We start from the raw sequence: 19,211 nt of genomic DNA on the forward strand, positions 1-19,211 counted from the left end.
AGGGGCGCTTCGCCCCTGTGTACGACGGACTGATCACGTCGCTACAGCGGCAAGTGCGGGCCGGTCACCACCGGTTGAGAGGGGTCCCTGCCACGATGACGGCACCATTGCATGACACACCTGCGGACGCGGACCCGACAGCGGACGTCGCTCCCGCAGCTGATGCAGGGGTGAAGAAGGTCGAGGGGCGGTCCCTCAAGCAGATCGCCTGGAACCGCTTGAAGCGGGACAGGGTCGCTCTGGCCGGCGGCATCACCGTGCTCGTCCTGGTCTTTGTCGCCGTCTTCGCACCCCTGATCGTCTCCCTGCTGGGCCACCCGCCCAACGAGTTTCATCAGGAAGAGCTGGAAGACCTGACGAACCTGCCCAAGGGCGCGTTCGGCGGCATGAGTTGGGACTTCCTCTTCGGAGTAGAGCCCAACAAGGGCCGCGACGTCTTCAGCCGCATCGTCTACGGAGCCCGCATCTCGCTCCTGGTGGCGTTCCTCGCCGCCGTGGTGGCCGTGGCGCTCGGCACCTTCTTCGGCATCATCGCCGGTTACTTCGGGGGCTGGGTCGACGCGACGATCAGCCGTGTCATGGACGTGCTGCTCGCCTTCCCGCAGTTGCTCTTCGTGATCTCCCTGGTCTCGGTCCTCCCCGACGACCTGCTCGGCCTCACCGGCAGCGGGGTCCGCATCGCCGTCCTGATCCTGGTGATCGGCTTCTTCGGCTGGCCCTACGTCGGGCGCATCGTCCGCGGCCAGACCCTCAGCCTGCGCGAACGCGAGTACGTGGAGGCGGCCCGCAGCCTCGGCGGCGGTCAACGGCACATCCTCTTCCGTGAGTTGCTGCCGAACCTGATCGCACCGATCACGGTGTACGCGACCCTGATGATCCCCACCAACATCCTCACCGAAGCGGCGCTCAGCTTCCTCGGCGCAGGTGTACGGCCGCCGACGGCCTCCTGGGGCGGCATGCTCCGGGACGCCCTCGCGACGTACGAGCACGATCCGATGTTCATGGTCTTCCCCGGCCTGGCGATCTTCGTGACCGTGCTTGCCTTCAACCTCTTCGGTGATGGGCTGCGCGACGCCCTGGACCCCAAGGGAACTCGGTAAACAGCTCCAACTGGCTTGCCCCTGCCGCAGCGTCAGGTGGCTCTTCCCATGGTTCTCAAGGCAGTCAAAGCCTGGGACCGCGAATCTCGGAGGATGCGAGAAATGCCCACAGGTTCCTCTAAACGACGGTTGACCGCAGGCGCGGCCCTCGTCGTGGCGGCGCTGGTGACCACCACGGCGTGCGGCGGCGGCAGCGACGACGACGACAGCAAGGGCGCCGGCTACAACGCGGCGATCGGCAAGGTCGCGAACAAGTCGGCGAAGAAGGGCGGAACGCTCAAGTTCATCGCCAAGCAGGACCTGGACTCGGCCGACCCGCAGCGTGCCTACTACGGCATGACGTGGGACTTCATGCGGTTCTACACCCGCACGCTGATCACGTACGACACCAAGCCGGGTGCCGCGTCCAACAAGCTCGTCCCCGACCTCGCCGAGTCCACGGCGAAGATCAGCGACGACGGCAAGACCTACACGTACAAGCTGCGTGACGGTCTCACCTGGGAGGACGGCTCGGCGCTGACCTCCAAGGACATCAAGTACGGCATCGAGCGCATCTGGGCGACCAAGGTCATCACCGGCGGTCCCGGCTACCTGAAGTCGACGCTTGACCCGAAGGGCGAGTACAAGGGCCCCTACGAGGACAAGTCGAAGGACAAGCTCGGTCTGAAGGCGATCGAGACGCCGGACGACAAGACCATCATCTTCAAGCTGCCCAAGAAGAACGGCGACTTCGAGCAGATGCTCGCGATGCCGTCGGGCACCCCGGTGAAGCAGTCCGAGGACACCGGCGCCAAGTACACCCAGCGCCCGTTCTCCTCCGGCCCGTACAAGTTCCAGAACTACAGCGCCGGCAAGAGCATCACGCTGGTCCGCAACAATAACTGGAAGAAGTCGTCCGACCCGGTCCGTCCCGCGCTGCCGGACAAGATCCAGGTCACCATCTCGGCGAACCTCGAAGAGAACGACAAGCGCCTGATGGAAGGCGACTACGACATCGACATGAATGGCACCGGCATGACCCAGTCGGGTCGTACCACCGCCATTCAGGACCACAAGGGCAACGTCGACAACATGCAGACGGACTTCGTCCGTTACGTCGCCCTGGTGACCAAGACGAAGCCGTTCGACAACGAGGCCTGCCGCAAGGCCGTCTTCTACGCCACGGACTTCGCGGGCCTGCAGAAGACCCGAGGCGGCCCGGTCGCCGCCGGTGAGATCGCCACCAGCGTCTTCCCGAAGGCCATCAAGGGCCACGACGACTACGACCCGTACGGCATCGCCGAGCGCAAGGGCAAGCCGGACGTCGCCAAGGCCAAGGCCGAGCTCAAGAAGTGCGGCAAGCCGGGCGGCTTCTCGACCAAGGTCTCGGCGCGCACCAACCAGCCGGGCGAGGTGGACGCCGCCACGGCGCTCCAGGAGCAGCTGAAGAAGGTCGGCATCAACGCCGAGGTCGACCAGATCGACGGCGCCGACTCCTCCAGCATCACCGGTTCCCCCGCGGTCGTGAAGAAGCGCGGCATCGGCATGACGATGGCGGGCTGGGGTCCTGACTTCCCGACCGGCCAGGGCTACGCCCAGCCGCTGTTCGACAGCCGCTTCATCAACGAGAACGGCAACTACAACGAGTCGCAGATCGACGACCCGAAGATCGACAAGTTCTTCGACGACGCGATCGCCACGGTCGACCCCGACAAGGCCGGTGAGATCTACACCGACCTGGCCCACGAGATCGTCGACAAGGCCTACTGGATGCCGTTCCTCTACGAGAAGAACATCAGCTGGCGTTCCTCGCGAGTGACCAACGTCTACTCGTCCGCCGCGTACAGCGGTCGCTACGACTACGTCTCGCTCGGTGTGAACGACGCGAAGTAGTAGCAGTCAGTCGCCGTAAGGCCGTCCCACCGCCGAATCCCGCCAGTCCGAAGGGCAGGTGATGGCCCCGGGCGGTGGCCGGGACTCCTCACAAGGGGGTCCCGGCCACCGCCGGGCCGCGCACAGTGCTTGCTTATCTCATCCGGCGCCTGATCGCCGTTGTCATCATGGTGCTGGTCGTACTGCTCGCGACCTTCACCGTCTTCTTCATGCTGCCCAAGTGGGCGGGACAGGACATCGCCGTCCTCTTCGCCGGAAAGTCGTCCGGTGCCGAGCAGCTCGCGGGCATCCGGATCAAACTGGGACTCGACGACCCACTGCTCGTCCAGTTCTGGGACTTCGTCAAGGGCATCCCGATGGGGCGTGACTACGCCAACGGGACCGACGTGACCCACTGCCCGGCCCCGTGCTTCGGATACTCCTTCCGTACCGAGGCACCTGTCTGGGAGACCCTCAAGGACGCCCTGCCCGTCACCGCCGCGCTCGCCGCCGGCGCGTGTGTGCTGTGGCTGGTCGCCGGTGTCGCCACCGGTGTGCTCTCCGCGCTCAAGCGCGGCACCATCTGGGACCGCACGGCGATGATCACCGCCCTCGCCGGCGTCTCGCTGCCCGTCTTCTTCACCGGCATGATCGCGATGGGGCTCTTCGTCCACACCCTCGGCTGGGTGGAGATCGAGGACACCCTCACCACGGAAGACCCGATCAACATCTGGTTCGAGACCCTGATCCTTCCGTGGATCGTGCTCGCGTTCCTCAACGCCGCCATGTACGCGCGACTCACCCGCGCCACCATGCTGGAAGTGCTCGGTGAGGACTACATCCGCACCGCGCGCGCCAAGGGGCTCGGCGAGGCCGTCGTCATCAGGAGGCACGCGCTGCGCTCCGCCATGACGCCCATCCTCACCGTCTTCGGTCTGGACCTCGGTGTGCTCATGGGCGGCGCCGTCCTCACCGAATCCACCTTCAACCTGCCGGGGCTCGGTCTGGAGGCGGTCAAGGCCATCAGCAACAAGGACCTGCCGGTGATCCTCGGCGTCACCTTGTGCGCTTCGCTAGCGATCGCCCTCGCCAACCTCGTCGTCGACCTTCTGTACGCCGTCATTGACCCGCGAGTGAGGCTGGGATGACCGAACTGCACAAGACCGGAGCGGCGGTCGGAGAACCCGTCGCCGATTCGGTCGCCCCCACCGCCTTCCTCGAAGTCCGCGACCTCAAGGTGCACTTCCCGACCGACGACGGCCTGGTCAAGTCCGTCGACGGGCTCAGCTTCAAGCTGGAGAAGGGCAAGACCCTCGGCATCGTCGGCGAGTCCGGCTCCGGCAAGTCGGTCACCTCGCTGGGCATCCTCGGCCTGCACACCGCCGGCCAGTACGGCAGCCGCAAGCCGCAGCTCTCCGGTGAGATCTGGCTGAACGGCACGGAACTGCTCGGCGCGGACCCGGACGTGGTGCGCAAGCTGCGTGGCCGCGAGATGGCGATGATCTTCCAGGACCCGCTGTCGGCGCTGCACCCGTACTACTCCATCGGGCAGCAGATCACCGAGGCGTACCGGGTCCACCACAAGGTGGACAAGAAGACCGCCCGCAAGCGCGCCGTCGAGATGCTCGACCGGGTGGGCATCCCCCAGCCGGACAAGCGGGTCGACAGCTACCCGCACGAGTTCTCGGGCGGCATGCGCCAGCGCGCCATGATCGCCATGGCCCTGGTGAACAACCCCGAGCTGCTCATCGCGGACGAGCCGACGACCGCCCTCGACGTCACCGTCCAGGCGCAGATCCTCGACCTCATCCGCGATCTGCAGAAGGAGTTCGGCTCCGCGGTCATCATGATCACGCACGACCTGGGCGTGGTCGCCGAGATGGCGGACGAACTGCTCGTGATGTACGGCGGGCGCTGTGTCGAGCGCGGCACCGCGGAGAAGGTCTTCTACGAGCCCCAGCACCCCTACACCTGGGGCCTGTTGGGGTCGATGCCGCGCATCGACCGCGAGGAGACGGACCGTCTCGTGCCGGTCAAGGGCTCCCCGCCCAGCCTGATCAACCTGCCGACGGGCTGCGCCTTCAACCCGCGCTGCCCCTACGCCGACATCCCCAAGGACCAGATCACCCGCCGTGAGCGCCCCGACCTGCGTGAGGTCGAGCCCGGGCACTTCACCGCCTGCCACATGTCGCAGGACGAGCGCACCAGGATCTGGACCGAAGAGATTGCGCCGAAGCTGTGAAAGACGACACGAAAGACCAGGCGAAGGGCCAGGAGATGACGATCCCGGCGCAGGCGAAGAGCTCGGTCGAGCCGCTGCTCAAGGTCGACGGCCTGGTGAAGCACTTCCCCATCAAGAAGGGGCTGCTGAAGCGCCAGGTGGCGGCCGTCCAGGCGGTCGACGGGCTCAGCTTCGACGTGCGTCCCGGTGAGACGCTGGGCGTCGTGGGCGAGTCGGGCTGCGGCAAGTCGACGATGGGCCGCCTGATCACCCGTCTGCTCGAACCGACCGCGGGCCGCGTGGAGTTCGAGGGCGTGGACATCACGCACCTGGGCACCGGCAAGATGCGGCCGCTGCGCCGCGACGTGCAGATGATCTTCCAGGACCCGTACTCGTCGCTGAACCCGCGGCACACCATCGGCACGATCGTCGGTGCGCCGTTCAAGCTGCAGGGCGTCAAGCCCGAGGGCGGCCTGAAGCAGACCGTGCAGGAGATGCTGGAGCGGGTGGGGCTCAGCCCCGAGCACTACAACCGCTACCCGCACGAGTTCTCCGGCGGTCAGCGTCAGCGCATCGGCATCGCGCGTGCGCTGGCCCTGCGGCCGAAGCTGGTCGTGGCCGACGAGCCCGTCTCCGCCCTGGACGTGTCCATCCAGGCCCAGGTGGTCAACCTCCTGGACGACCTCCAGGACGAGCTCGGTCTCACGTACGTGATCATCGCGCACGACCTCTCGGTCATCCGGCACGTCTCGGACCGCATCGCGGTGATGTACCTCGGCAAGATCGTGGAGCTGGCGGACCGCAAGGACCTCTACTCCACGCCGATGCACCCGTACACCAAGGCGCTGCTCTCCGCGGTGCCCGTGCCCGATCCCAAGCGGCGCGGCGTCAAGAGCGAGCGCATCCTGCTGCGCGGTGACGTCCCCTCGCCGATCGACCCGCCCACCGGCTGCCGTTTCCACACGCGCTGCTGGAAGGCCACGGAGATCTGCGCGAAGACGGAGCCGCCGCTGATCCCCCTCGCCTCCGGCCACCAGGTGGCGTGCCACCACCCGGAGAACGCCGAGGACCAGCAGCCGGGCGACACCAAGCTGCTGCAGGTCGCCACGGAGGCGATCGAGGTGGTGTCGGTGGTGAGCAAGGCGGAGGAGACGGCCGAGGAGGCCGCGGCCCCGAAGAAGACCGTCGCGCCGGAAACCGCCGTGGCCGCCCCGAAGGGCACCGCCGAGACCGCCTCGAAGGACGCTCCGGAAGCGGAGTCCGAGGGTCAGGGGTCAACTGACAAGTAGCGCCTGATGACTTGGTAAAAATCAGTCACCAGGTCATGTACACGCCCATACGGGAGAGTGCAGAGTCTGCGTGTCCGTCTCACCGGAACACGCGCGAAGGGATGACTCATGGCACTCTCCCGTTCGGCACGTCTGGGGGCACTGGCCACAGCCGCCGCCTCCTTCTGCTTGATCGCCGCCGCACCCGCACCGCACCCCGGCTCGCCCGGCGTCGGCGACCCGTACTTCCCGCTGCTCGGCAACGGCGGTTTCGACGTACGCCACTACGGCCTCGACGTGGGGTACAACCCCGACACCGACCGCCTCGACGGCCGCACCACGATCACCGCGCGCGCCACCCAGAACCTCTCCTCCTTCCACCTCGACCTCCAGAAACTGGAGGTGACGAGGATCGAGGTGAACGGCAGACGCGCGAAGTTCACCCGCGACGGCGACGAGATCCGCATCAGCCCCCGCGACCACCTGCGCAAGCACAAGACGTTCACCGTGATCGTCACCTACGGCGGCGTGCCCGAGCCGCTGAGCGGCCCCATCGTCTTCGGCTCCGACTACGGCTGGATGAAGACCACCGACGGCGTCTTCGTCGCCTGCGAGCCCAACGCCGCCTCGACCTGGTTCCCCGCCAGCGACCACCCCTCGGACAAGGCCGCCTTCGACATCCGCATCAAGGCCCCCAGGGGCCTGACCGGCGTCTCCAACGGCCGGCTCGTCGACAGGTACACCAAGGGCGGGCAGACCGTCGCCCACTGGCGCGAGTCCAAGCCCATGGCGACGTATCTCGCGACCGCGACCATCGGCAAGTTCGACGTGAAGAAGGGCAGGACCCCGGGCGGCACCCCGATCTACGTCGCCATCGACCCCGTCCTGGAGAACAGCAACAACGTCGACGTGTACGGCGTCACGGCCGAGGTCACCGACTACTGGTCGAAGATCTTCGGGCCCTACCCCTTCGAGGAGACCGGCGCGATCGTCGACGACATGCCGCAGGCGGGCTTCTCCCTGGAGACCCAGACCAAGCCGGTGTACTCCGCGATCCGCAGCGAGTCGACCATCGCCCACGAGGTCGCCCACCAGTGGTTCGGCGACTCCGTCACGCCCGCGAAGTGGAACGACATCTGGCTCAACGAAGGCTTCGCGACCTACTCCCAGTGGCTGTGGAGCGAGCACAAGGGCACCCAGACCGCCCGCGAGGCCTTTCTCGCCGGCTACAACTCACGCCCCGCCGACGCGCCCTTCTGGCAGATCGTCGTCGGCGATCCGCAGCGCGACACGATGTTCGCCTCCGCCGTCTACCAGCGCGGCGCCATGACGCTGCAGGTGCTGCGTGAGCGCATCGGTGACAAGGCGTTCTTCAAGCTGCTCCCGGCCTGGGCCGCGCAGCAGCGCTACAGCAACGCCACCACCGCCGAGTTCATCCGGCTCGCCGAGAAGATCTCGGGCAAGCAGCTCGACGCGCTGTTCGAGACGTGGCTGTTCACGAAGGGCAAGCCCGCCCTGTAACCGCCGCGGGCGCCGCTGCCGCCGCGCGGCTCCGCCCTGGTGAGGCCCGTGACGGCGGGCAGGTAAGAATGTCGCGTGATCCAGGATCTGTTCAGTCCCTCCGTCCAGCACGCGCTCGACATCGTCGGGATCTTCGTCTTCGCGATCTCCGGCGCCCTGCTCGCCGTACGCAAGAACTTCGACGTCTTCGGGATCGTCGTGCTCGCCGAGGTCACCGCGCTGGGCGGGGGGATCTTCCGGGACGTGGTCATCGGGGCGGTGCCGCCCGCCGCCTTCGTCGACCTCGGCTACTTCATCACGCCGCTGTTCGCGGCCGCCCTGGTGTTCTTCCTGCACCCGGAGGTGGAGCGCACCCAGCTCGCGGTGAACGTCTTCGACGCCGCGGGCCTCGGCCTCTTCTGCGTCACCGGCACGACCAAGGCGTACGACTACGGCCTCGGCCTCACCGCGTCGGCGGCCCTGGGGCTCGCCACCGCGGTGGGCGGCGGCGTGCTGCGCGACATCATCGCCAACGAGGTGCCCTCCCTGGTGCGCTGGGACCGTGACCTGTACGCCGTGCCCGCCATCGTCGGATCCGCGATGGTCGCGCTCTGCATCAACTACGACATGGTGAACGCCTTCACCAGCAGCCTCGCCGTGATCACGACCTTCGTCCTGCGGCTGCTCGCGCTGCGGTACCACTGGCGGGCGCCCCGGGCCTGGCACCGCCGGTCCACCGCGGTCGAGGTGGAGGAGGCGAGCTAGAGGAAGCGGGTCAGGGGAGCGGCCCGACAGAAAAAGCTACCGCTCAGTAATTACTTGTTGTACGTTGCCGGTATGGCAGAGGCAGCATCCATACCGGCAGCGGTGCCCGCGAGCATCGGCGACAGCGAGTTCGACCGCGACACCGCGGTCACCCGGCGGGAGCCCGGTGTCTACGACATCGATCTCTCCGCGGGCTGGACGATCATCAACGCCGTCAACGGCGGTTATCTCCTCGCGGTCCTCGGCCGCGCGCTCGCGGACGCCTTGCCGCACCCGGACCCCTTCACGGTCTCCGCGCACTACCTGACGGCGTCCCACCCCGGGCCCGCCGTGATCCGCACGGACACGGCACGTGCCGGGCGCACCCTGTCGACCGGGCAGGCCTCGCTCTTCCAGTACGACGAGGAGGGGCGCGAGGTCGAACGCATCCGTGTGCTCGCCTCGTACGGAGACCTGGCGGGCCTTCCCGAGGACGTCCGTACGACGGCCAAGCCGCCGGCGCTGCCGCCGCTGGAGCAGTGCTTCGGCCCCCAGGACGCTCCGGACCACCGGCCGGTGCCCGGCAGCTCCGCGATCAGTGACCGGCTCTTCCTGAAGCTGGACCCCTCCACCCTGGGGTGGGCCCTCGGCCAGCCCTCCGGCAAGGGGGAGATGCGCGCCTGGTTCGGCCTCGCGGACGGCCGCGACGCGGATCCGCTGTCGTTGCTGCTCGCGGTGGACGCGTTGCCGCCGACCGCCTTTGAGCTGGGGATCTCCGGCTGGGTGCCGACGGTTGAACTCACGGTCCACGTCCGGGCGAAGCCTGCGCCGGGTCCTCTCCGGGTCTCGATCACCACGCGGAACCTCGCGGGGGGCTTCCTGGAGGAGGACGCGGAGGTCTGGGACGCGGAGGACCGCCTGGTGGCCCAGTCGCGGCAGTTGGCGCGGGTGCGGTTGGGCTGAGGCCGGGGCGGGTCCCTGCGGGGCTCTCCCCAATCCCACCCCTTCCCGAAGCTGGGGCTCCGCCCCAGACCCCGCTCCTCAAACGCCGGAGGGGCTGAATCTTTCAGCCCCTCCGGCGTTTGAGGAGGGCTCCCGCGCCGAGCGGGTTTTCGGGAAGGGGCGGGGTTGGGGACAAATCCCCTACCCCACCAGCCGCACGCCCCCATACGAAACCCCCGCCACCACCACCCACGCACACAACCCAAGCCCCGCCACCCGCCCCCCGGTTCGACTCAGCGACGGCAGGTCCACCGCCGAGCCCAGGCCGAACAGGGCCGCCGCCAGGAGTAGTTCCTGGACGTGGCCCGCCAGGTCCAGTACGGACCCCGGCACCCACCCCGTACTCCGCACCGCCACCATCACCAGGAACCCGGCAACGAACAGCGGCAGCAGAGGGGGACGTCGACGGGCGGTCGCCCCGCCCGAAGCCGCAGCCGCACGCCCCCGCAAGGCGAACGCCACCCCCGCCACCAGTGGCGCAAGCATCGCCACCCGCATCAGCTTCACCAGCACCGCGTCGCCCAGCGCACCAGGCCCGGCAGCCTGCGCCGTGGCCACCACCTGCCCCACGTCGTGCACACCGGCCCCGGCCCACCGGCCGAACTCCGCGTCGCTCAGCCCCAACGGCCCCTGCAGCAGCGGCAGTACGGCGATGGCGAGCGTCCCGCACAGTGTCACGAGCGCCACTGAGACCGCCGCGTCCCGCTCCTCGTTCTCGGTCGCCTCACTGACCGCGCCGATCGCGGACGCCCCGCATATCGAGTACCCGGTGGCGATCAGGAGCGGCTGGTCGCCGGGCAGTCCCATGCGGCGGCCGAGCCACCACGTCCCGAAGAACGTCGCCGCCACCACCCCGAGCACCATCACCACCGTCGCCCAGCCGAGGCCGATGACATCGTCCAGGCTCAGTTTCAGGCCGAGCAGCACGATGCCGAGCCGCATCAGCCGCTTCCCGGCGAGGGAGAGCCCCGCCTTGCCGGGGCCTCGTACGACCGCGCGCACACCCGGCACATGCGCCGCCGCGAGGCCGAGCGCCACCGCCGCCGTCAGCATCGGCACGGCCGGGATCAGGGCATGCGTCGCCCAGGCCACGGCGACCCCGAGTGCGGCAAGGGCGAGGCCCGGCAGCGGGCGGGGCCCGGGAGGCGCGGCCGAAGAGATCTGCTGACGCTGTCCCAGGAGCGCCATCAGTGGTCGGCCGGCAGTTCGTAGATCCGGCGCACGCTGGTGCCCAGGCGGGAGATGTCCGCGCCGTACACATGGAGCGAGACCGCCCGTCCCGTGCCGCCGTTCCAGACCCGGTGGATGTCACCGGGGGGCGCGAAACCGCACACCGTGCCCTGCCGGTTGACCAGGTCCTCGGTGGCGACGAGCCGGGCACGGGTGTCGGGCGACGCCGGGACGAGGCGGTAGCGCCGCTCGTGTTCCACGCCCTCGTGGACGCCGGTCACGCACCACGAGACGTGGTCGTGGACCGGCGTGTGCTGGCCCGGCAGCCAGACGATGCCGACCACCGAGAAGCTGCCGTCGTGCTCGGCGTGCAGCAGATGCTGACGGTAGCGCTCGGGGTCACCGGAGCGTTGCTCGTCGGTGAGGAGGTCGGCGGCGCCCAGGTGCGGCGCGAGTCGTTCGCCGACCAGGTACGCCGTCAGGTCCGGCGGAAGCCCCCGGCCGACGGCCTCGCGTACGCCGGAGACGAGGGCGTCCAGACGCCCGGTGGTGCGGGCCGCTCGGTACGCGGTGGTGGAGGCACTCATAGGGGCAGCGTCCTGCCGCCCTTCCATCACGTCCAACGACAGTTTCTAAGCCACTCCCCAACTTTTCCTTATGGATGGGGAGCGGGTCGCCTCAGCAGCCCACGCGGTTCGCCGCGACCGCCTTCAGCTCATCGAGCACCAGCGCCGTCGCCGGAATCCGCAGATGCTCCCGCAGCGCGTACGCCGAGACCTGCCGCCGTGACGCCGGGTCGAGGGCGCGGCCCGTCACCTGGCGGTGGCGCAGGAAGTCGAGGACGAGCCCCGGCATCATCGCGATGCCGAGGCCCTCGGCGACCAGGCTCTGGATGACGAGGTTGTCGTCCGTGGTGAAGGCGATGTCGGGGGTGAAGCCCTGCTCGGCGCACTCGTGCAGGAAGTTGGCGCGGCAGCGCAGGCAGCCCGCGATCCAGCGCTCGCCCGCCAGGTCGACGAGCCGGACGGAACGGCGCCGGGCCAGTGGGTGCCGGGACGGCATGAGGACCGTCAACTGGTCCTCCATCAACGGGATCTCCACCACCTCGTCCGGTACGTCCTCGTGCAGGCCGGGATAGTGGAAGGCCAGGGTGACGTCGCAGTCGCCGTCCACCAGACGCTGGAGGGATTCCGGCGGTTCGTTCTCCTGGAGTTCGACGCGCACCCCGGGGTGGCTCGCGGCGAGGCGGGAGAGGGCCTCGGGGATGAGGGTGGCGTTGGCGCTGGGGAAGGCGCAGATGCGGACGCGGCCGGTGCGCAGGCCCGTGATGGCGTTCATCTGCTGCTGGGCGGCGTCGATGTTGCCGAGGATGATCCCCGCGTGCCGGGACAGCGCCTCGCCCGCCTCGGTCAGCCGCATCCTGCGGCCGACGCGGGTGAACAGGACCGTGCCGACGGACCGTTCGAGCGCCTTCATCTGCTGGGTGATCGCGGGCTGCGTATAGCCGAGCGAGCGGGCGGCGGCGGAGTAGGAGCCGGTCCGGACCACTTCATGGAATGACCTGATGTGCCGGGAATCGAACACTCCTGAATCATAAGCATGATCCGCGGAGGGCCGACAGGCCATCCTTGACCGGGTGAAATCCGACCGGCTGCTCTCGATCCTGCTGCTGCTCCAGACCCGCGGGCAGGTCCCCGCCCATGAACTAGCCGACCGCCTCGAAGTCTCCGTACGCACCATCTACCGCGACATCGAGGCGCTCTCCGCCTCCGGTGTCCCGGTCTACGCGGAGCGCGGGCGGCACGGCGGCATCGCGCTCCTGCCCGGCTTCCGTACGGACGTCACGGGGCTCACGGCGGACGAGTCGCGCGCGCTGTTCATCCTGGCCGCGCAGGGCGCGCACGCCGCGCTCGGGCTCGACGAGGCGCTCGGCTCCGCGCTGCGCAAGGTCATGGCGGCGCTGCCCGCACCGCACCGCCCGGCCGCCGAGCTGACGAGCCGGCGCATCCTCGTCGACTCGGCGCGCTGGATGCCGGGACCCCACGGATCGGATCCGGTCACCGTCGATCTCGACGTACTGCAGGACGCCGTCTTCAGTGACCGGCGGCTGCGGCTGCGCTACCGGCACAGCGGCGACGCGGAGCCGAGCGCCTACACGGTCGATCCGTACGGCCTCGTCTCCAAGGCGGGCGTCTGGTATCTGGTCGCCGACCGGCGCGGCTCCCCGCGGCTCTTCCGCGCCGACCGGGTGCGGGCCGCGACCCTCACGGACCAGCCCGTCCGGCGCAGACCCGGCGTCGAACTGGCCGATGTCTGGGGCGTCCTGAAGCGCCAGGTCGAGGACCGGCCGGTCGGCGTGGCCGTGACGGCGCGGGTCGCGCGGGACCGTTACGCCCAGTTCCTGCGCCTCAAGGGGCAGTTCCTGAGCGCGCCTCCCGAGGACGACGGGAAGAGCGAGTGGATCACTGTCCGGCTCGGGTTCGGTGACATCGGTGACGCGCGCACGCTGCTCCCGTTCGCCGCGAGTGTGGAAGTCCTGTCGCCGCCCGAGGTCCGCGCCGAGCTGGCGGGCGCCGCGGCCGCCGTCAGTGACCTGTACGCAGGAAGCGGCTCAGCTCGCCGGTGAGTTCGGCGGGCGCGTCCTCCTGTACGAGGTGTCCCGCGCCCTCGATCAGGCGCAGCTCGGCGCCGGGGATCAGCTTGGCGAGTTCATGGCCGCGTTCCACCGGAATCCAGGTGTCGTCCGTGCCCCAGCAGATGAGGACGGGCAGGTCCAACTCCCCGTAGCGTCCCTGGACTTCGTCCGTGTACCGCTGGTCGTTCTGCTCGATCTGCCGGTAGAACGCGGGCCTGCCCTCCTCGGTGCACCAGGGCTCGACCAGGCGGTCGAGCACCGCCGGGTGCAGGCCGCGGTGGCTCGCCGAACCGACGTACTCGCGCACGAGTGCCTCGTGCAGGGCGGGCGGCAGCTGGGCGAAGACGTCGGCGTGCGCGCCGAGCAGGCGGTAGGTGGGGGAGCCCCAGGGGGCGAGGGCCACCGGGTCGACGACCGCGAGACGCTCGTAGCGGGCGCCGTGCAGGAGGTGGGCGCGCAAGCTGACGCAGCCGCCGAAGTCGTGGGCCACGACCGTCGGCCGGTCGAGACCCCAGTGGGCGAGGAGTTCGGTGAGGACGCGGGCCTGCGCGGCGAGGGAGACGTCCTGTCCCGAGCGCATCTCGGAGGCGCCGTAACCCGGTAGGTCCCAGGCGTACACGCGGTGCTCGCGGGAGAGCGCGCGGGCCACGCCCCGCCAGACGTACGAGGAGAAAGGGGTCCCGTGGACCAGGACGACGGGCGGTGCGTCCGTGGGGCCGAGGGCGGTCCAGCGGACGGCGCCGGTCGGTCCCGCGAAGGTCTGGTCGAGTGTCCAGTCGCGATCGGTCGTCATGACCGTAAGGCTAGTAGCTCCTTACGAGGGTGTCGAGACAAGCGTGTCGGGACACGCGTGGCGAGGCAAGGGGGGCGAGGCTCGTGGCCGTCGGCCGTGCCGCGTCCCCGGTCACTGCTCGTCCAGCCAGTGCCGCCGCCCGAGCGCGACCAGGCGCAGTCGCCTGCGCGCGCCCGCCGCCACCTGTTCCTCGGTGCCGGGCGCCGCCTCCAGGAGGGCGGACGCGGTCATCACCATGTGGTCGACGTACATCCTGGCCAGCATCAGGAGATCGTCGTCGTCCCAGCCCGCGGACGTCGGCTCCAGGGCGAACTGGGCCTTCACCTCCTGGGCGAACAGGGTGAGTTGATCGCCTATCGCGGACCGTACGGCCTGTACCCCGCCGTGCTGCTCGCGCGCGATGAAGCGGACGTGCGCCGGATGTGTGCGCACATAGGCGACGATCAACTCGACCGTGGCCGCGATGCGTTCCTCGCCGTCGCTGTCCGCGCCGCTGTCGCCGGTCGCCGCGAGGAGCGAGACGAGTGTGGTGTGCAGGCTGCTCAGCGCCTCCTCGACCAGCGCCACACCCAGGTCGGCCATGTCGTGGAAGTGCCGGTAGAAGGCGGTGGGGGCCACGCCCACGGCACGGGTGACCTCGCGCAGTCCCAGGCTGCTCAGGCTCTGCTCCTCGAGGAGCTGGAGCGCCGCGTCGAGGAGTGCCTGCCGGGTTTTCTGCTTCTGGGCCTGCCGGATGCCGAGAGTGTGACTCATGCCATGCAGTTAACAACTGTTCTCCGGGATTGGAAAGCCGGAGAGGCGGTACTCTCTATGTCAGTGAACAGTTGTTACCACAAGCGTTCACCGAAGTTCCCGACGAGAGGCATCCCATGTTGTTCCTCGTAGCCGCCCTCCTGCTGCTCGGTGTCGCGATGGGCTCCGTGGCCCACGCGCCGCTCCCCGTCAGCCTCGTGGCCGCCGTCGTGATCGGCGTGTGGCTGATGGTGTTCGCGATCCGCGAGCGACGCTCGCGCCGTCACTTCTGAGCGCGCCACCGCGTTCCTGACCGATCCGCACGGCCCCTGAAAGGAGTCGCACCATGGCACTCACGACCACCAGGCCCAAGGCTGCTTCCGACGCCGGCTCCACCTCTCCCGCCTCCGCCCCCGCCCCCACCGGCCGGCGCGACACCGACGGCATGGCCGTCGCCTCGTTCGTCCTCGGGCTGCTCGGGCTGCTCGTCCTGAACCTCTTCCTCGGCCCGATCGCGATCGTCCTCGCGAGCATGGCGCTCCTGCGGGGGACCAGCCGAAAGGGCCGCGCGATGCTCGGGCTCGGGCTCGGTGTGGCCGATCTCGTCGTCCTCGCGGTGCTGATGGCCATGGACAACACCGTGTCCTGGGGTCTCGCGGGCTGACACCGCTTGGACGCGGGGCCCGGCGAGGCTCGTAGAATCGTGCCCACCATGGCCTACCTCGACCACGCAGCGACCACTCCGATGCTCCCGGAGGCGATCGCGGCGATGACCGCCCAGCTCGCCGTCACCGGCAACGCCTCCTCACTGCACGCGGCGGGGCGGCGGGCGCGTCGCACCGTCGAGGAGGCCAGAGAGACGCTCGCCGAGTCGCTCGGCGCGCGCCCCAGCGAGACCGTCTTCACCGCGGGCGGCACCGAGGCCGACAACCTCGCCGTGAAGGGCCTGTACTGGGCGCGGCGCGACGCCGACCCCGCGCGGACCCGCGTCCTCGCCAGCCCCGTCGAGCACCACGCCGTCCTCGACGCCGTGCACTGGCTCGGCGAGCACGAAGGCGCCACCGTCGAATACCTCCCCGTCGACGCGTACGGCCGCGTGCACCCCGAGGCGCTGCGCGAGGCGATCGAGCGCGACCCCGACGACGTCGCCCTCGCCACCGTCATGTGGGCCAACAACGAGATCGGCACCGTCCAGCCGATCCGTGAACTGGCCGACGTGGCGGGGGAGTTCGACATCCCGCTGCACGCCGACGCGGTGCAGGCCTTCGGCCAGCTCCCCGTCGACTTCGGCGCGTCCGGGCTCGCCGCGATGACCGTGTCCGGGCACAAGATCGGCGGCCCCTACGGCATCGGGGCGCTGCTCCTGGGCCGCGAGTACAGCCCCGTGCCCGTGCTGCACGGCGGCGGGCAGGAGCGTCATGTGCGCTCCGGGACGCTCGACGTGCCCGCCATCGCCGCGTTCGCCGTGGCGGGGCAGCACGCCGCCGGGCAGCGTGAGTGGTTCGCCCGGGAGATCGGCGGCCTGCGGGACGACCTGATCACCGCGGTGTGCGCGGAGGTCCCCGGCGCGATCCTGGGCGGCGACCCGGTCGACCGGCTGCCCGCGAACGCGCACTTCACCTTCCCCGGCTGCGAGGGGGACTCCCTGCTGCTGCTGCTCGACGCGCAGGGCATCGAGTGCTCCACCGGCTCGGCCTGCACGGCGGGAGTGGCCCAGCCGAGCCACGTCCTGCTCGCCACCGGCACCGACCCGGACCTGGCCCGCGGCACGCTCCGTTTCTCCCTCGGGCACACCTCGACCAAGGCGGACGTGGCCGCGGTGGCCCAGGCGATCGGTCCGGCGGTGGAACGGGCGCGGACGGCGGGACTGAGCTGAGCCGGGAGCTGCCCGCTGTGAGACCTGCTCGCTGTGAGACCTGCCCGCTTGCAGACCGGCCCGCTTCAAGACCTGCCCGCTTTACGGCAGTACGTGATGAGGCTAACGCCGGACTGCGCTGACCTCCCCCTGAGTTGATGCCGGTTTCGGCCGCTATAGGCCGGACAGGCGCGGGAGCGGGCGACGAGGCCCACAGCCCGTCGATCTATGCTTGCCGCTCGCGAGTCCGCTCCGCGCGTTCGGGGCCGCACGACAACCCCCTCTTCGGGGCTGCACGACCACCCCTCCTGGAGTTCACATTGAAGGCGAACCTCCGCTCTCGCATCGCCGCGCGGCTCGGACGCATGTACCTCTCCCGGATCCAGCGGAACGGGATCAGCGCCTCCACCATCTCGAAGCTGCCGGAGCCCCTGCTCGCGCCGATGCGCCGCGACGGGCTCGACCCGGTCGCAAGCCTCACCGAGCACCAGGCGGAGCAGCCGATATCCAAGGTGCCGCTGCCGTTCGGCATGGACGCCTGGGTGGTCACCGGCTATGACGAGGTGAAGGCGGTCCTCGGCGCGACCGACGGCTTCAGCAACGACTTCATGAACCTCGCGGGCAACGCCGGAGTGGTCGACGACCACCACCCCGGCGGCCTCGGCTTCAGCGACCCCCCGGTCCACACGCATCTGCGCCGCATCCTCACGCCCGAGTTCACGATGCGCAGGCTGCGCCGCCTCACGCCCAGGATCGAGGCCATCGTCGAGGAGCGGCTCGACGCGATGGAGGCCGCGGAAGGGCCCGTCGACCTCGTCCAGGCCTTCGCGCTGCCGATCCCCTCCCTGACGATCTGCGAGCTGCTCGGCGTGCCCTACGAGGACCGCCACGACTTCCAGCAGCTCGCCATGGAGCGCTTCGACCTCTTCGGCGGCGCGACCGCTCCCTTCGGCGCGATATCCGCCTCGCTCTCCTACTTCCGGGACGTCGTCAAGAAGCAGCGCGAGAACCCGGGCGACGGACTGCTCGGCATGATCGTGAAGGAGCACGGCGACACGGTCGGCGACGAGGAGCTCGCCGGACTCGCCGACGGCGTCCTCACCGGCGGCTTCGAGACGACCGCGAGCATGGTGGCCCTCGGCTCCCTGCTCCTCCTGCAGCACCCGGAGACCGCCGCGCGGCTGCGCGAGGACGACGGGGCGGCCGCACCCTTCGTCGAGGAGGCGCTGCGCTACCTCACCGTCGTGCAGGTGGCCTTCCCGCGCTTCGCCCGCGAGGACATCGAAGTGGCCGGCGTACGCATACCCAAGGGCGACCTGGTCCTGTGCTCCCTGAGCGGCGGCAACCGCGACGCCAAGTACACCCCCGACGGCGGCGGTTTCGACCCGCACCGCAAGGCCTCGGGTCACCTCGCCTTCGGCTACGGCATCCACCGCTGCATAGGCGCCGAGCTGGCCCGCATGGAGCTGCGCGCCGCGTACCCGGCCCTCGTGAAGCGCTTCCCCCAGATGCGGCTCGCGGTCGCCCCCGAGGACCTCTCCTTCCGCAAGCTGTCCATCGTGTACGGGGTGGAGTCGCTGCCGGTGCACCTGCGCTAGGTCACCTCATTCGAGGGCCGCGCGGGCCTTGGTGACGAGCTTCAGATAGCGATCCCAGTCCCAGTGCGGCCCCGGGTCCGTGTGGTCCGTGCCCGGCACCTCCACGTGCCCGATGATGTGCTCGCGGTCCACCGGGATGTCGTACCGCTCACAGATGCCCGCCGTCAGGCGCGCCGACGACTCGTACATCGCGTCGGTGAACGAGGACTTCTTGTCGACGAAGCCCTCGTGCTCGATGCCGATGCTCCGTTCGTTGTAGCTCTTGTTCCCCGCGTGGAACGCCACGTCCAGCTCGCGGATCATCTGGGCGACGTGCCCGTCCTTGCGCACCACGTAATGGGCCGCGGCGCCGTGGCCGGGGTCCTTGAACACCCTCAGCGCCGTCGCGTACCCGCCCTGGACGACGTGGATGACGACCATGTCGATGCCGTAGTCGTCGGGGCGGTCCGCGCGGCGCCAGTTGTAGTCGGACGCGGCTATCCACTGCGCGCCCTTGGCGTCGACCTCGCCCTCCTTGCGCTTCTTCACCACGCCGGGCATCCGCCACCACAGGCGCCCCAGCTCGTCCGACGCGAGCACGGCCGTGCCGACGGCCGCCGCGGCGCCGCCGATCAGGAGCGTCCGCCGGTTGACGCCCCGGCGCCTCTGGCCCTGCTCCGCTGTCGAGTCCTGTTCGTCCCCCATGTGATCGTCAACGCTTACTCACGGGCGGCTGGTTCCCGCGGGCCCGTACCCTGTTAGA

Annotated in this window: 19 protein-coding genes; 13 read left to right on the forward strand and 6 right to left on the reverse strand. The window is 69.5% G+C overall.

Going from position 1 to position 19,211, the window contains the following annotated elements:
• The first annotated feature begins 95 nt into the window (after window positions 1–95).
• From ACWFRU_RS31100 to ACWFRU_RS31135, 8 genes are all read left to right on the forward strand, one after another.
• Window positions 96–1,100, forward strand: a complete 1,005-nt coding sequence (locus ACWFRU_RS31100) for an ABC transporter permease (protein WP_453691436.1) — start codon at window positions 96–98, stop codon at window positions 1,098–1,100.
• Window positions 1,101–1,202: 102 nt separating this feature from the next.
• A complete protein-coding gene (locus ACWFRU_RS31105; RefSeq protein ID WP_453691437.1) occupies window positions 1,203–2,972 on the forward strand; it encodes an ABC transporter substrate-binding protein in 1,770 nt (589 codons plus the stop codon).
• A 125-nt stretch (window positions 2,973–3,097) separates the two neighbouring features.
• Window positions 3,098–4,099, forward strand: a complete 1,002-nt coding sequence (locus ACWFRU_RS31110) for an ABC transporter permease (protein ID WP_453691438.1) — start codon at window positions 3,098–3,100, stop codon at window positions 4,097–4,099.
• Window positions 4,096–5,193, forward strand: a complete 1,098-nt coding sequence (locus tag ACWFRU_RS31115; protein WP_453691439.1) for an ABC transporter ATP-binding protein — start codon at window positions 4,096–4,098, stop codon at window positions 5,191–5,193. Before ACWFRU_RS31110 ends, ACWFRU_RS31115 begins: the two co-directional genes overlap by 4 nt.
• Window positions 5,194–5,228: 35 nt before the next feature.
• Complete coding sequence (locus ACWFRU_RS31120; protein WP_453691611.1) at window positions 5,229–6,461, forward strand: ABC transporter ATP-binding protein; 1,233 nt, start codon at window positions 5,229–5,231, stop codon at window positions 6,459–6,461.
• 108 nt (window positions 6,462–6,569) lie between these two features.
• Window positions 6,570–7,961, forward strand: coding sequence for a M1 family metallopeptidase (locus ACWFRU_RS31125; RefSeq protein WP_453691440.1), 1,392 nt, complete (start codon window positions 6,570–6,572; stop codon window positions 7,959–7,961).
• Window positions 7,962–8,036: 75 nt separating this feature from the next.
• On the forward strand, window positions 8,037–8,705 hold the full coding sequence (locus ACWFRU_RS31130) for a trimeric intracellular cation channel family protein (RefSeq protein WP_453691441.1): 669 nt from the start codon (window positions 8,037–8,039) through the stop codon (window positions 8,703–8,705).
• A 72-nt stretch (window positions 8,706–8,777) separates the two neighbouring features.
• On the forward strand, window positions 8,778–9,647 hold the full coding sequence (locus ACWFRU_RS31135; protein WP_453691442.1) for a thioesterase family protein: 870 nt from the start codon (window positions 8,778–8,780) through the stop codon (window positions 9,645–9,647).
• A gap of 180 nt (window positions 9,648–9,827) precedes the next feature.
• Here ACWFRU_RS31135 and ACWFRU_RS31140 read toward each other — a convergent pair whose 3' ends face one another.
• The 3 genes from ACWFRU_RS31140 to ACWFRU_RS31150 form a co-directional block, all read right to left on the reverse strand.
• Window positions 9,828–10,874, reverse strand: a complete 1,047-nt coding sequence (locus ACWFRU_RS31140) for a YeiH family protein (RefSeq protein ID WP_453691443.1) — start codon at window positions 10,872–10,874, stop codon at window positions 9,828–9,830.
• Window positions 10,874–11,443: a cysteine dioxygenase gene (locus ACWFRU_RS31145; protein WP_453691444.1), complete on the reverse strand. Its 570-nt coding sequence runs from the start codon at window positions 11,441–11,443 to the stop codon at window positions 10,874–10,876. Before ACWFRU_RS31145 ends, ACWFRU_RS31140 begins: the two co-directional genes overlap by 1 nt.
• A 91-nt stretch (window positions 11,444–11,534) precedes the next feature.
• Window positions 11,535–12,440 carry a LysR substrate-binding domain-containing protein gene (locus ACWFRU_RS31150; RefSeq protein ID WP_453691445.1) on the reverse strand — a complete coding sequence of 302 codons (906 nt, stop codon included), beginning with the start codon at window positions 12,438–12,440 and terminating at the stop codon, window positions 11,535–11,537.
• A 52-nt stretch (window positions 12,441–12,492) separates the two neighbouring features.
• Between ACWFRU_RS31150 and ACWFRU_RS31155 the strand changes: the two genes are divergently transcribed.
• Window positions 12,493–13,482, forward strand: coding sequence for a helix-turn-helix transcriptional regulator (locus ACWFRU_RS31155; RefSeq protein WP_453691446.1), 990 nt, complete (start codon window positions 12,493–12,495; stop codon window positions 13,480–13,482).
• Here the strand turns inward: ACWFRU_RS31155 and ACWFRU_RS31160 are convergent.
• Together ACWFRU_RS31160 and ACWFRU_RS31165 are read right to left on the reverse strand one after the other, a co-directional pair.
• Window positions 13,442–14,284 (reverse strand): alpha/beta fold hydrolase, encoded by an 843-nt coding sequence (locus ACWFRU_RS31160; RefSeq protein ID WP_453691447.1) that lies wholly within the window; start codon window positions 14,282–14,284, stop codon window positions 13,442–13,444. The genes ACWFRU_RS31155 and ACWFRU_RS31160 overlap by 41 nt on opposite strands.
• A 111-nt stretch (window positions 14,285–14,395) precedes the next feature.
• Window positions 14,396–15,037, reverse strand: a complete 642-nt coding sequence (locus ACWFRU_RS31165; RefSeq protein WP_453691448.1) for a TetR family transcriptional regulator — start codon at window positions 15,035–15,037, stop codon at window positions 14,396–14,398.
• 116 nt (window positions 15,038–15,153) lie between these two features.
• Between ACWFRU_RS31165 and ACWFRU_RS31170 the strand changes: the two genes are divergently transcribed.
• The 4 genes from ACWFRU_RS31170 to ACWFRU_RS31185 all read left to right on the forward strand — a co-directional run bounded on the left by ACWFRU_RS31170 (window position 15,154) and on the right by ACWFRU_RS31185 (window position 18,469).
• The gene (locus ACWFRU_RS31170) at window positions 15,154–15,309 is read left to right on the forward strand and encodes a hypothetical protein (RefSeq protein ID WP_453691449.1); all 156 of its coding nucleotides are present in this window, start codon (window positions 15,154–15,156) and stop codon (window positions 15,307–15,309) included.
• Window positions 15,310–15,362: 53 nt separating this feature from the next.
• On the forward strand, window positions 15,363–15,680 hold the full coding sequence (locus ACWFRU_RS31175) for a hypothetical protein (RefSeq protein WP_453691450.1): 318 nt from the start codon (window positions 15,363–15,365) through the stop codon (window positions 15,678–15,680).
• Between the two features lie 48 nt (window positions 15,681–15,728).
• Complete coding sequence (locus ACWFRU_RS31180; protein WP_453691451.1) at window positions 15,729–16,892, forward strand: cysteine desulfurase family protein; 1,164 nt, start codon at window positions 15,729–15,731, stop codon at window positions 16,890–16,892.
• A 344-nt stretch (window positions 16,893–17,236) separates the two neighbouring features.
• The gene (locus tag ACWFRU_RS31185) at window positions 17,237–18,469 is read left to right on the forward strand and encodes a cytochrome P450 (RefSeq protein ID WP_453691612.1); all 1,233 of its coding nucleotides are present in this window, start codon (window positions 17,237–17,239) and stop codon (window positions 18,467–18,469) included.
• 6 nt (window positions 18,470–18,475) lie between these two features.
• Here ACWFRU_RS31185 and ACWFRU_RS31190 read toward each other — a convergent pair whose 3' ends face one another.
• The gene (locus ACWFRU_RS31190; protein WP_453691452.1) at window positions 18,476–19,153 is read right to left on the reverse strand and encodes an N-acetylmuramoyl-L-alanine amidase; all 678 of its coding nucleotides are present in this window, start codon (window positions 19,151–19,153) and stop codon (window positions 18,476–18,478) included.
• Window positions 19,154–19,211: the final 58 nt, after the last annotated feature.

The sequence above is a fragment of the Streptomyces sp. NPDC055099 genome (genome assembly GCF_053607685.1).

Bases quoted from the DNA above. Each gene is read 5' to 3' on its own strand.
- ACWFRU_RS31100 (WP_453691436.1), top strand. From the start codon at position 96: ATGACGGCACCATTGCATGACACACCTGCGGACGCGGACCCGACAGCG.
- ACWFRU_RS31105 (WP_453691437.1), top strand. From the start codon at position 1,203: ATGCCCACAGGTTCCTCTAAACGACGGTTGACCGCAGGCGCGGCCCTC.
- ACWFRU_RS31115 (WP_453691439.1), top strand. From the start codon at position 4,096: ATGACCGAACTGCACAAGACCGGAGCGGCGGTCGGAGAACCCGTCGCC.
- ACWFRU_RS31120 (WP_453691611.1), top strand. From the start codon at position 5,229: ATGACGATCCCGGCGCAGGCGAAGAGCTCGGTCGAGCCGCTGCTCAAG.
- ACWFRU_RS31125 (WP_453691440.1), top strand. From the start codon at position 6,570: ATGGCACTCTCCCGTTCGGCACGTCTGGGGGCACTGGCCACAGCCGCC.
- ACWFRU_RS31135 (WP_453691442.1), top strand. From the start codon at position 8,778: ATGGCAGAGGCAGCATCCATACCGGCAGCGGTGCCCGCGAGCATCGGC.
- ACWFRU_RS31140 (WP_453691443.1), bottom strand. From the start codon at position 10,874: ATGGCGCTCCTGGGACAGCGTCAGCAGATCTCTTCGGCCGCGCCTCCC.
- ACWFRU_RS31145 (WP_453691444.1), bottom strand. From the start codon at position 11,443: ATGAGTGCCTCCACCACCGCGTACCGAGCGGCCCGCACCACCGGGCGT.
- ACWFRU_RS31160 (WP_453691447.1), bottom strand. From the start codon at position 14,284: ATGACGACCGATCGCGACTGGACACTCGACCAGACCTTCGCGGGACCG.
- ACWFRU_RS31165 (WP_453691448.1), bottom strand. From the start codon at position 15,037: ATGAGTCACACTCTCGGCATCCGGCAGGCCCAGAAGCAGAAAACCCGG.
- ACWFRU_RS31170 (WP_453691449.1), top strand. From the start codon at position 15,154: ATGTTGTTCCTCGTAGCCGCCCTCCTGCTGCTCGGTGTCGCGATGGGC.
- ACWFRU_RS31175 (WP_453691450.1), top strand. From the start codon at position 15,363: ATGGCACTCACGACCACCAGGCCCAAGGCTGCTTCCGACGCCGGCTCC.
- ACWFRU_RS31180 (WP_453691451.1), top strand. From the start codon at position 15,729: ATGGCCTACCTCGACCACGCAGCGACCACTCCGATGCTCCCGGAGGCG.
- ACWFRU_RS31185 (WP_453691612.1), top strand. From the start codon at position 17,237: ATGTACCTCTCCCGGATCCAGCGGAACGGGATCAGCGCCTCCACCATC.
- ACWFRU_RS31190 (WP_453691452.1), bottom strand. From the start codon at position 19,153: ATGGGGGACGAACAGGACTCGACAGCGGAGCAGGGCCAGAGGCGCCGG.